The organism is Microbulbifer sp. 2205BS26-8 (assembly GCF_030731025.1).
Taxonomy (GTDB): Bacteria; Pseudomonadota; Gammaproteobacteria; order Pseudomonadales; family Cellvibrionaceae; genus Microbulbifer; species Microbulbifer spongiae.
On sequence record NZ_JAVAMR010000022.1, the window covers coordinates 23,575 to 35,823 of the forward strand.

A 12,249-nucleotide genomic window follows, 5' to 3' on the forward strand; every position below is an offset into this window, starting at 1 on the left:
GTTGAATGGAGACCGGATTTTACTCAGTTGTGAAAGATGAGAGATGTATCACAACTTCTGCTTGGGAGGTGATTGCTTACGCAAAAGAGGGTTGGAACCATGGTACTCGGTACTGGTGAAAAAAGAAGAAACCCGGCTCTGCCGGGTTTCTTCTCTGCTTATCTAGCGTTGATCCAAGGGGATATAGTCGCGCTGGGTATAGCCGGTGTAAAGCTGGCGCGGGCGGCCAATCCTGTAAGGGTTGGAGATCATTTCATTCCAGTGGGCAATCCAGCCTGCAGTGCGGCCGGTAGCAAAAATAACGGTAAACATATCGGTGGGAATGCCGATCGCTTTCATAATAATGCCGGAGTAAAAATCCACGTTCGGGTAAAGTTTCTTTTCCACAAAATAGTCGTCCTCAAGGGCGATCTTCTCGAGTTTCCTGGCGATCTTCAGCAATGGGTCATGCTCGACACCCATAGCACCCAGAACCTCGTCACAGATACCCTGCATGACACGGGAGCGCGGGTCGAAATTTTTATAGACACGATGGCCGAAGCCCATCAGGCGGAAAGGGTCATTCTTGTCTTTGGCGCGTTTCACAAACTCATCGATACGGCTTTCGTCACCGATCTCCTGCAGCATGTTCAGTACCGCTTCGTTGGCACCACCGTGCGCGGGCCCCCAAAGGGCGGCAATGCCGGAGGAGATACAGGCGAAGGGGTTGGCGCCGGAGGAACCGGCCAGGCGCACGGTAGAGGTGGAGGCGTTCTGCTCGTGGTCAGCGTGCAACAGGAAGATGATATCCATCGCCTTGGCCACAATTGGATCGATCCTGCTGGATTCACAGGGATTGCCAAACATCATGTGCAGAAAGTTCTCGGCGTAGCTGCGGCTGTTGTCCGGGTACATGAAGGGCTGACCGTTGGAGTGCTTGAAGCACATGGCAGCCAGTGTGGGCATTTTGGCGATCAGGCGGTGTGCAGAAATTTCTCGGTGCTCCGGATTATTGATATCAAGGGAGTCGTGGTAGAAGGAGGCGAGGGCGCCAACCACACCGCACATCATGGCCATGGGATGGGCATCGTAGCGGAAACCCTTAAAAAAGCTCACCAGGGATTCATGCACCATGGTGTGTGACAAAATGGTGTCAACATATTCTTTTTTCTGCTTGGCGTCGGGCAGTTCTCCATTCATCAGCAGGTAGCAGGTCTCCAGATAATCGGACTGCTCTGCCAGTTGCTCAATAGGGTAACCACGGTGTAGGAGTTGGCCCTTGGCGCCATCGATAAACGTGATTTTGGATTCGCAGGCAGCGGTGGATACGAAACCCGGGTCGTAAGTGAACAAGCCCTTGCCGGTCAGGCTGCTGACATCCACCACCTCGGGGCCGAGGGTGCCGGAGAGAACGGGCATCTCAATAGCGCCATCAATACCATCAACTGTGAGTAGCGCTTTTTTATCGGACATTGCGGACTCCTAAAAACTGTTCCTTTGGCGGCCTTTGCCCAGGATTCTAGTGTGTTGGCAGCCTTTTGAGCGGGGCCAAACTTAAGTGTCGGGCCGTAAATTGTCAAACCAAAAGGGGTGGACGTCCAGTCTGATTGTGGCAGGATATTCGGTAACAGGGCGGGCTCCCTGGAGCTTTTATCTAGAGGGAGGCATAAAAGTCTACGGAAATCCTGTGATCCCGGATGGGTGTCTGCAAGGACTCCGAAAGCGGGCCTGTTCCCGGACATTCGTTGTGTTTTGACTATTGAATGCCTATAATCCGCGCGGCTTGCGCCACGGTACAGCTACTTTTGTATAAGACTCACCCGGGTCGAGTGCCAAGTGATCAGCAAGCGGCTCGTCCCTTCTTTGAAAAGCTAACGGGCGCCCGGTCGTTCAGGGCAACAAGGTGTTTTTCCTGTGAACAAAAACAGACCTGTCAATCTAGATCTTTCCACTATTCAGCTTCCCGCTGCCGCTTTGGCTTCCTTTTTGCACCGCGTTTCCGGCGTTGTGCTTTTTGCTGTCGTCGCGCTGTTGCTCTATATGCTCGATGCCAGCCTGAAATCCGAGCAGGGTTTTGCCGATGTGGCGGCAGTATTCAACAGCCTCCCTGCCAAGCTCGTGCTGTGGGCCTCCCTGGCCGCGCTTATTTACCATCTGCTGGCCGGGGTGCGCCACCTGTTGATGGATATGGGCATCGGTGAGAGCCTGGAAGGTGGCCGCCGCAGCGCTGTGACAGTACTGGTGCTGAGTGTCATCCTGATTCTACTGGCGGGGGTATGGTTGTGGTAAGAACAGTCACAAGTTTTGGCCGTAGCGGCACTTTCGATTGGTTGTACCAGCGCATTACCGCGGTGGTGCTGATCGCCTATCTCCTGTTTATTGTCGGCTTTATTTTCCTTACAAAAGACTTTGGCTACCAGGCCTGGTCAGAGTTGTTCGCCCAGCGCTGGATGCGTGTGTTCAGTCTGGTGGCCCTGCTATCGGTCATTATTCACGCCTGGATCGGGCTCTGGTCTGTTGTCACCGATTACATCACCAACCGGGTGATGGGGGGCAAAGCCACGGTGCTGCGCCTCTTCGTGGAAGCCGCTCTGGCGGTAGTTGCCGTGTTGTACACGGTATGGGGCATCGAAATTCTCTGGGGTGTATAAGTGATGGCGAACATGCGTACTATTTCCTTTGACGGGGTTGTCATCGGCGGCGGCGGCGCCGGCATGCGCGCGGCACTGCAGATGGCCCGCTCCGGCTACAAAACCGCGGTCATCAGCAAGGTCTTCCCGACCCGTTCACACACGGTGTCCGCCCAGGGCGGTATCACCTGTGCCATCGCCAGTGCCGACCCGAATGACGACTGGCGCTGGCACATGTACGACACGGTGAAGGGATCCGATTACATCGGTGATCAAGATGCCATCGAATATATGTGCTCTGTGGGCCCCGAGGCGGTGTTTGAACTGGAGCATATGGGCCTTCCTTTCTCCCGTACCGAAACGGGCCGTATTTACCAGCGTCCGTTCGGTGGTCAGTCAAAGGACTACGGCCGCGGTGGTCAGGCCGCGCGCACCTGTGCGGCGGCAGACCGCACCGGACACGCCCTGCTGCACACCCTTTACCAGAACAACATCAGGCACGACACCGAGTTTCTGAATGAATGGTTTGCCATTGACCTGGTGAAGAATCAGGACGGCGCGGTTGTCGGTGTGATCGCTTTGTGTATCGAAGATGGCGAGATCGTCTTTATCAAATCCAGGGCGACGGTGTTTGCCACCGGTGGCGCCGGTCGAATCTACGCCTCCACCACCAATGCCCATATCAATAGTGGTGACGGTGTGGGGATGGCCCTGCGCGCGGGTATGCCGGTGCAGGACATCGAGATGTGGCAGTTTCACCCCACCGGTATCTATGGTGCTGGCGTACTGGTGACCGAAGGCTGTCGCGGCGAGGGTGGTTACCTGATCAACAAGGATGGCGAGCGCTTTATGGAGCGCTACGCACCCAATGCCAAAGATCTCGCCGGCCGCGATGTAGTGGCTCGCTCCATGATACTGGAAATCCTCGAGGGTCGCGGTTGTGGTCCCGAGGGCGACCACGTACTGCTGAAGCTCGACCACCTGGGGGAAGAATTGCTCAACAGCCGCCTGCCGGGTATCTGCGAGCTGTCCAAAACGTTTGCCCATGTGGACCCGGTGAAGGAACCGATTCCGGTGGTGCCCACCTGTCACTATATGATGGGCGGTATCCCCACCAATGTGCACGGCCAGGCCCTGGCCCAGGACGCGGCCGGCAATGACCATATCATCGACGGCTTCTACGCTTGTGGTGAGGTAGCCTGTGTCTCGGTGCACGGCGCCAACCGCCTCGGTGGCAATTCCCTGCTGGACCTGGTGGTCTTTGGCCGCGCTTCGGGCCTGTTTATCGAGAAGGCCCTGCGCGAGGGAATTGAGCACCGCGAGGCCTCCGAGTCGGATATCGAAGCAGCCTTGGCGCGCCTGAACCGCCTGGAAACCTGCGAGACTGGTGAAAAGGCCGCCGGTCTGCGCAAAGAACTGCAGGGTGTGATGCAGAACCATTTTGGCGTATTCCGCCGCGGCGACTATATGGCGGAAGGTGTGAAGAAGCTGGCGGGTCTGCGCGAGCGTATTGAGAACGTGCGTCTGGACGACAGGAGCCGTGCCTTCAATACCGCCCGTATCGAAGCGCTGGAACTGCAGAATCTGCTCGAGGTTGCCGAGGCCACTGCGATTGCCGCCGAAGCCCGCACCGAGAGCCGCGGGGCCCATGCGCGCGAAGACTTCCAGGAGCGCGACGACGAGAACTGGCTGTGTCACTCCCTGTATTTCCCGGTGGAAAAACGGGTTGGCAAGCGTGCGGTAAACTTTGCGCCAACCACCATGGAAGCCTTTGAACCAAAAGCTCGCACCTACTGATTCGGGAGCGGAATAGAGTATGTTGAAAGTCAGTATTTACCGTTACAACCCGGAAACCGACAAAGCGCCCTATATGCAGGACTACGAGCTGGATACCCAGGGCAAGGACCTGATGGTGCTGGATGTGCTGGAGCTGCTCAAGGCCGAAGACTCCACTCTGTCCTTTCGCCGTTCCTGTCGCGAGGGTGTGTGCGGTTCCGACGGCATGAATATCTCCGGGCGCAACGGCCTCGCCTGCACCACGCCCTTGTCGGAAGCGGCACCGAAAGGCAAGCTGGTGCTGCGGCCACTGCCGGGCATGCCGGTGATCCGCGATTTGGTGGTGGATATGGAACAGTTCTACGAGCAGTACAGGAAGATCGAGCCATACCTGCAAAATGATACCCCGGCGCCCGCCATTGAGCGCCTGCAGTCCCCGCAAGACCGTGAAAAACTCGACGGCCTGTACGAGTGTATTCTGTGCGCCTGCTGCTCCACCGCCTGTCCATCCTATTGGTGGAACCCCGACAAGTTTATCGGGCCCGCCGGGCTGCTGCAGTCCTACCGCTTTCTGGCGGACAGCCGCGATCTGGCTACTGAGGAGCGGCTCTCCAACCTGGATGACCCCTTCAGCGTGTTCCGTTGCCACAGCATTCAGAACTGTGTGAATGTATGCCCGAAGGGATTGAATCCCACCCGCGCCATCGGCCATATTCGCAACATGTTATTGACTCGTGCGGTATAGGGGATGCAGGGCCGCCCTGCCAGTACCCGCCCGCTGTAGACCCGGGCCGGGTAATGCACTGATCCAATGACGCCAAGCCGATAAACCGGCATTCAATTGAAAAGGGGAGGTGGCTTTAGGCGCCTCCCTTTTTGTGACTGAAAGGAAAGGTAGTGGCTCACGCGATGAGAAGCCCACTGCAATTGAGGTAGGCATTAACATGCATGAAAGTACCATGGAGCAGCTGTGGCGCAGCTCTCATATCTCCGGGGGCAATGCCACCTATGTGGAGTCGCTGTACGAGACCTATTTGCACGATGCCAACGGGGTGCCGGAGGAGTGGCGCAATTATTTTGACAGTCTCCCCCGCGTAGGGGGGAGTAATGATGTTTCTCACGCCGCAGTGCGTCAGCACTTTGAATTGCTCAGCAGGCACCGCGCGCGCCCGGTTGCGGCGCCCGGCTCCGGTTCCGCCAATATGGAGCACGAGCGCAAACAGATCAAAGTGCTGCAATTGATCGATTCCTACCGCCACCGCGGTCACAAAAAAGCCACTCTGGACCCACTTGGTCTGATGGCCCGCGAGCAGGTGCCCGACCTGCAGCTGAATTACCACGGTCTTACCGAGGGGGATTTCGACACCACCTACAATACCGGCACCCTCTTTATTGGCAAGGAAGAGGCCACCCTGAGGGAGATTGTCGAGAGCCTGGAGCGTACTTACTGCGGCAACCTGGGTGCTGAGATTATGCACTTGTCCAACCTCGAAGAGCAGCAGTGGCTCCAGCAGCGCCTGGAGCGCAGCCAGTCCAGGGCTAATTTCGGTAGTGATATTCGCATCGAAATCCTGCAGCGCCTCTCTGCAGCGGAGGGCCTTGAGCGCCATCTGGACTCCAAGTATCCAGGCACCAAGCGCTTTGGAGTTGAGGGCGGGGAAAGCCTGATTCCCATGATGGATGCGTTGATCCGCCGCTCCGGTACCTATGGTGTGAAGGAAATCGTCATCGGTATGGCCCACCGCGGCCGCTTGAATACCCTGGTCAATATTCTCGGCAAGAATCCTGCGGATCTGTTCCAGGAGTTTGAAGGCAAGAAGACCCTGGATACTTCCGGGGATGTCAAGTATCACCAGGGCTTTTCCTCCAACGTGATGACCCCCGGCGGCGAAGTGCATCTGGCACTGGCTTTCAATCCCTCGCATCTGGAAATCTGCGCCCCGGTCGTTGTCGGTTCGGTGCGCGCTCGCCAGGACCGCCGCAAGGATGCCACTGGCGAGAAGGTCATGCCCATCAATATCCACGGTGATGCGGCGTTTGCCGGACAGGGTGTTGTGCAGGAAACCCTGCAGATGTCCCAGACCCGCGGTTTCTACACCGGTGGCACGGTACATATCGTGCTGAATAATCAGGTGGGTTTTACCACCAGCAAGCGTGAGGACGCACGCTCCACCGAGTACTGTACAGACCCGGCCAAGATGATTGATGCCCCAGTGCTGCACGTTAACGGCGACGACCCAGAAAAGGTGGTGTTGGCGGCATTGCTGGCGGTGGATTACCGCTATGAGTTCAAGAAAGACATTGTCATCGACCTGGTGTGCTATCGCCGTCGGGGGCACAATGAAACCGATGATCCCTCCGGCACCCAGCCGCTGATGTATCAGGCGATTCGCAAGCACAAGACTACCCGCACGCTGTTTGCGGAAAAGCTGGTCAGCCAGGGTGTCCTGGACAAACCGACGGCAGACAAGCTGGCCAATGATTACCGCGACAAACTGGACGCGGGCGAAGATGTGGCCACCGGTTTGGTAAAACAGCCGGATGCTTCCATGTTTGTGGATTGGAGCCCCTACCTGGGTCACGACTGGCAGGAGCCTGCCGATACCGGCTTTGCCCTGCCGAAACTGCAGGATGTGGCGAACCGTATGACCACGGTGCCCGACGGTATCGTGATGCAGCGCCAGGTCTCCAAAATTTACGATGATCGACGCAGAATGGCTGGTGGTGCTCTGCCGTTGAACTGGGGCATGGCGGAGACTTTGGCTTACGGCACACTGCTGGAGCAGGGCTATATGATCCGCTTTACCGGGGAGGACGTGGGGCGTGGCACCTTCTCCCACCGCCATGCGGTGATTCACAGTCAGAAAGACGGTCAGTGCTATGTGCCATTGCAGCACATGTTTGAAGACCAGCCACCCTTTTATATTTATGACTCCCTGCTGTCGGAAGAGGCGGTACTGGCCTTTGAATACGGCTATTCCACCACCACGCCGAAATCCCTGGTGGTATGGGAAGCGCAGTTCGGGGACTTTGCCAACGGTGCCCAGGTCGTGATCGACCAGTTCATCACCTCCGGTGAGCACAAGTGGGGGCGTATGTGCGGCCTGGTGTTGATGCTGCCACACGGTTACGAGGGCCAGGGTCCGGAACACTCCTCGGCGCGCCTCGAACGCTTTATGCAACTGTGTGCCGAGCACAATATTCAAGTGTGTAATGCCACTACGCCAGCGCAGATCTTCCACCTGTTGCGCCGGCAGGCTATCCGCCCGATGCGCCGCCCACTGGTCATTATGAGCCCGAAGTGGATTTTGCGTCACAAACTGGCCACCTCCAGTCTGGAAGCCCTGGCGGAGGGGCATTTCCACACGGTGATCCAGGATCAGGGCGTTGACCCGGCCAAGATCAAGCGTCTGGTCCTGTGTTCCGGCAAGGTGTACTACCACCTGCTGGAGGCGCGTCTGGAGCGTACCCAGGAAGATGTGGCCCTGGTGCGTATCGAGCAGCTGTACCCCTTCCCCGACGCAGCATTCGTGGAAGCGGTTTCCGTGTACAAAAATATCAAGAGTGCCGCCTGGTGCCAGGAAGAGCCCATGAACCAGGGCGCCTGGTACCACAGCCAGCACCATCTGCGCCGCCTGCTGGCGGAGACGCACCCCAAGCTGGACCTGGAATATGTAGGACGTGTGCCCTCAGCGGCACCTGCGGCGGGCTATATGTCCACGCATCTGGAGGAACAGAATAAGTTCATCAACGAGGCGCTGACCGTCAAACAACGGCGGCAGTCAGTAAAGCAGAGTCAATCTCAGGAAACAGGAAAATGACGATCGAGATTAAAGCGCCAACTTTCCCGGAATCCGTCCAGGACGGCACTGTCGCCACCTGGCATAAAAAACCCGGCGAAGCCGTGTCCCGCGATGAACTGATCGTGGATATTGAAACCGATAAGGTAGTACTGGAAGTGGTTGCACCGGCAGATGGCGCCCTTTCCGAGATCCTCAAGAATGAGGGCGACACGGTGCTCTCCAATGAAGTGATCGCCAGGTTTGAGCCGGGAGCCGGCGCCGCAGCTGCTCCGGCGGAAGAGCAGGCCGAGGCACCTGCCGCCAAAGACGCGGTGCCCGTTACCGATGAAAAAATCACCATGCCCGCTGCCCGTAAGATGGCAGCGGAAAAGGGCGTTGACCTGAGTGGTGTGGAGGGCACCGGCAAAGGCGGGCGGGTCCTCAAGGAAGATGTGATGAAGGCGGGCTCCACACCCGCCGAAGCGGCGCCGGTTGCTGCTGTTGAAGTCGCCGTTGCTGCGGGTGAGCGCGTAGAGAAGCGTGTACCCATGAACCGTATGCGCAAACGTATCGCCGAACGCTTGCTGGACGCGAGTCAGTCCACCGCCATGCTCACGACTTTCAATGAAGTCAATATGCAGCCGGTCATGGACCTGCGCAAAAACTACAAAGTGCTGTTTGAGAAGGTCCACAACGGCACCCGCCTGGGTTTTATGGGCTTTTTTGTCAAGGCGGCAGTGGAGGCGCTGAAGCGCTACCCGGCGGTAAACGCCTCTATCGATGGTGACGATATCGTCTACCACGGCTACCAGGATATCGGTGTGGCAGTCTCCTCCCCAAAAGGGCTGGTGGTTCCTATTCTACGCAATACCGGCAACATGGGCCTTGCGGATATGGAAAACAGCATCCGCGATATGGGGACGCGCGCCCGCGACGGCAAGCTGTCCATTGAAGAGATGACCGGGGGCACCTTCACCATTACCAATGGCGGTGTGTTCGGCTCTCTGCTTTCCACCCCGATCCTGAACCCGCCGCAAACTGCAATCCTGGGTATGCACAAAATCCAGGAGCGCCCCATGGCAGTCGATGGTAAGGTGGAAATCCTGCCGATGATGTACCTGGCACTGTCTTACGATCACCGCCTGATCGATGGTAAGGAAGCGGTTGGCTTTCTGGTGGCAATTAAAGAGATGATCGAAGATCCGGCGCGCATTCTGCTGGAAATCTGAGCGCCCTTGTTCAGGGGCCGCTCCGGCGCTTCCCTCGATCACACTGAAATTAGAAAAATCTGGAACTGATCATGTCGGAAAAATTTGACGTAATCGTAATTGGCTCTGGTCCCGGTGGTTATGTCGCTGCCATCCGTGCCGCTCAACTGGGTCTGAAAACCGCCTGTATCGAGAAGTGGAAGAACAGGGAGGGGAAAAACGTAAACGGGGGCACCTGCCTGAATGTGGGATGTATCCCGTCAAAGGCACTGCTGGACAGCTCGTGGAAATATCACGAGGCCAAGGATGCGCTCGGTGTGCACGGCATTTCGGTCGGCAAGGTCGAGATGGATGTCAGCAAGATGATCGAGCGCAAGGAAGAGATCGTCAAAAAGCTGACCGGTGGTGTGGCCGGCCTGTTTACCGCCAACAAGGTGACCTCTATCTTTGGTACCGGCAGACTGCTGGCCAACAAAAAAGTGGAAGTGACCGACGACGAAGGCAACACCAATATCTACGAAGCCGAAAACGTCATTTTGGCTTCCGGTTCTGTACCGGTCAATATTCCGCCCGCCCCGGTAGACAACACAATCATAGTCGACTCCACCGGCGCTTTGGAATTCACTGAGGTGCCCAAGCGCCTGGGTGTCATCGGTGCCGGTGTGATCGGTCTGGAACTGGGTTCCGTCTGGAGCCGCCTGGGTTCCGACGTTGTGGTTCTGGAGGCGCTGGACACATTCCTGCCAATCATGGACCAGCAGATTGCGAAAGAATCCCACAAGATTCTCAAGCAGCAGGGCCTGGATATCCGCCTTGCCTGCCGTGTTACCGGCTCCGAGGTGCAGGGCGGTGCAGTGACTGTTACTTACCAGGATAAAGACGGTAAGGAGCACCGCGAAACCTTTGACAAACTGATTGTTTGCGTCGGTCGTCGCCCCTATACCGAAGGCCTGCTGGCCGAAGATGCCGGTGTGAAGATGGACGAACGTGGATCTATCTACGTCAACGATCTGTGCATGACTTCCGCACCGGGCGTCTGGGCGGTTGGCGATGTGGTGCGCGGCCCTATGCTTGCACACAAGGCCTCTGAGGAAGGGGTTGTGGTTGCCGAGCGCATCGCCGGCCAGAAGCCCATGATGAACTATGATGTGATCCCCAATGTGATTTACACCCACCCGGAAATCGCCTCGGTTGGCCGTACTGAAGAGCAGGTGAAGGCCGATGGCGAACCCTACAACGTGGGCAGCTTCCCGTTTGTGATCAACGGCCGTGCCATGGCAGCCAATGACGCTCAGGGCCTGGTAAAAATCATCGCTCACGGGGAAACTGATCGCGTATTGGGTGCCCATATTGTCGGCCCGTCCGCTGCGGATCTGGTGCAGCAGGTGGCAATTGCGATGGAATTCGGTTCCAGTGCCGAGGATATCGGCATGACCGTATTTGCGCACCCGACCCTTTCCGAGGCCGTGAAGGAAGCGGCCCTTGGTGTGAATGGCCATGCGATTCACGCCGTAAACCGCAAAAGGCGCAAGTAAGCGCAATGTTCGATCGCGGGGCAGCCAATTAAAAGTTAAGAGGCTGCCCCGGTTTCATTTGCGGAATTCAAAATTTGCAGCGATGTAAAGGTTGAATTTTGTCTTCAGGTGCAGAGTAATCTGCAATTAATAAACACATGTGAAATGTGAAATGTGAATTGGTATTGACTATGAACTTGCATGAGTATCAGGGCAAACAACTGTTTGCGGCATACGGATTGCCGGTTTCCAAAGGCATTGCGGCGGAAACCCCGGCAGCGGCTGTAGCGGCGGCTGACGAGATTGGCGGTGATAAGTGGGTGGTTAAGGCCCAGGTACACGCGGGGGGCCGCGGCAAAGCGGGCGGTGTAAAGCTGGTGGACTCCAAGGCGGAAATCGAGGCGTTTGCCCAGCAGTGGCTGGGCAAACGCCTGGTCACTTACCAGACGGACGAAAACGGCCAGCCGGTATCCCGCATTCTGGTTGAGAGCTGCACCGATATCGATCAAGAACTGTACCTGGGCGCTGTTGTGGATCGCTCCACCCGGCGTATTGTTTTTATGGCGTCCACCGAAGGCGGCGTTGAAATTGAGAAGGTCGCGGAAGAGACTCCGGAAAAAATCCTGAAAGCAACTATTGATCCGCTGGTGGGCGCCCAGCCGTACCAGGCGCGGGAGCTGGCTTTTAAACTGGGCCTGAACCCGACCCAGGTCAAGCAGTTTACCAAGATTTTCCTGGGTCTGGCGAAAATGTTCCAGGAAAAAGATCTGGCCCTGCTGGAAATCAATCCGCTAGTGATTACCACCGAAGGCAATCTGCACTGCCTGGACGCCAAGGTGGTGATCGACGGAAACGCCCTGTACCGCCACGAGGATTTGCGCGAAATGCACGATCCGTCTCAGGACGATCCACGTGAAGCGCACGCGGCCAAGTGGGACCTGAACTATGTGGCCCTCGATGGCAATATCGGCTGTATGGTCAACGGTGCGGGTCTGGCCATGGGCACTATGGATATTGTCAACCTGTACGGCGGAAGACCGGCCAATTTCCTCGATGTTGGCGGTGGTGCCACCAAAGAGCGGGTTGTCGAGGCGTTCAAGATCATTCTGTCCGATGAGAATGTCAAAGCGGTGCTGATCAATATCTTCGGCGGTATCGTTCGCTGTGACATGATCGCCGAAGGCGTGGTTGGTGCAGTGAAAGAAGTCGGCGTACAGGTACCGGTGGTAGTGCGTTTGGAAGGGAACAACGCAGACCTGGGTGCCAAGGTGTTGAGCGACAGTGGCCTGAATATTATCGCGGCCACCAGCCTGACCGATGCGGCTCAACAAGTGGTCAACGCTGCGGAGGGTAAATAATC

Annotated in this window: 9 protein-coding genes; 8 read left to right on the plus strand and 1 reads right to left on the minus strand. The window is 57.0% G+C overall.

Annotated elements, in window-relative coordinates; genetic code table 11:
* Nucleotides 1–162 precede the first annotated feature (162 nt).
* Nucleotides 163–1,452, minus strand: coding sequence for a citrate synthase (gene gltA / locus Q5Y71_RS09160; RefSeq protein ID WP_306041820.1), 1,290 nt, complete (start codon nucleotides 1,450–1,452; stop codon nucleotides 163–165).
* Between the two features lie 441 nt (nucleotides 1,453–1,893).
* On the opposite strand from gltA, the gene sdhC reads away from it, so the two are divergent.
* From sdhC to sucC, 8 genes are all read left to right on the plus strand, one after another.
* Entirely contained in the window at nucleotides 1,894–2,268 is a 375-nt protein-coding gene (sdhC, locus tag Q5Y71_RS09165) for a succinate dehydrogenase, cytochrome b556 subunit (protein WP_306041822.1), read from the plus strand.
* Nucleotides 2,256–2,630: a succinate dehydrogenase, hydrophobic membrane anchor protein gene (sdhD, locus tag Q5Y71_RS09170; protein ID WP_371877019.1), complete on the plus strand. Its 375-nt coding sequence runs from the start codon at nucleotides 2,256–2,258 to the stop codon at nucleotides 2,628–2,630. The genes sdhC and sdhD overlap by 13 nt, the downstream gene beginning before the upstream one ends.
* A 3-nt stretch (nucleotides 2,631–2,633) precedes the next feature.
* Entirely contained in the window at nucleotides 2,634–4,406 is a 1,773-nt protein-coding gene (gene sdhA / locus Q5Y71_RS09175; RefSeq protein WP_306041826.1) for a succinate dehydrogenase flavoprotein subunit, read from the plus strand.
* A gap of 19 nt (nucleotides 4,407–4,425) precedes the next feature.
* Nucleotides 4,426–5,130, plus strand: coding sequence for a succinate dehydrogenase iron-sulfur subunit (locus tag Q5Y71_RS09180; protein WP_301418408.1), 705 nt, complete (start codon nucleotides 4,426–4,428; stop codon nucleotides 5,128–5,130).
* A 199-nt stretch (nucleotides 5,131–5,329) separates the two neighbouring features.
* Nucleotides 5,330–8,206 (plus strand): 2-oxoglutarate dehydrogenase E1 component, encoded by a 2,877-nt coding sequence (locus Q5Y71_RS09185; protein WP_306041829.1) that lies wholly within the window; start codon nucleotides 5,330–5,332, stop codon nucleotides 8,204–8,206.
* On the plus strand, nucleotides 8,203–9,396 hold the full coding sequence (odhB, locus tag Q5Y71_RS09190) for a 2-oxoglutarate dehydrogenase complex dihydrolipoyllysine-residue succinyltransferase (protein WP_306041831.1): 1,194 nt from the start codon (nucleotides 8,203–8,205) through the stop codon (nucleotides 9,394–9,396). The genes Q5Y71_RS09185 and odhB overlap by 4 nt, the downstream gene beginning before the upstream one ends.
* Nucleotides 9,397–9,467: 71 nt before the next feature.
* Nucleotides 9,468–10,910: a dihydrolipoyl dehydrogenase gene (gene lpdA / locus Q5Y71_RS09195; protein WP_306041833.1), complete on the plus strand. Its 1,443-nt coding sequence runs from the start codon at nucleotides 9,468–9,470 to the stop codon at nucleotides 10,908–10,910.
* 170 nt (nucleotides 10,911–11,080) lie between these two features.
* Nucleotides 11,081–12,247: an ADP-forming succinate--CoA ligase subunit beta gene (sucC, locus tag Q5Y71_RS09200; protein ID WP_306041835.1), complete on the plus strand. Its 1,167-nt coding sequence runs from the start codon at nucleotides 11,081–11,083 to the stop codon at nucleotides 12,245–12,247.
* Nucleotides 12,248–12,249 lie beyond the last annotated feature (2 nt).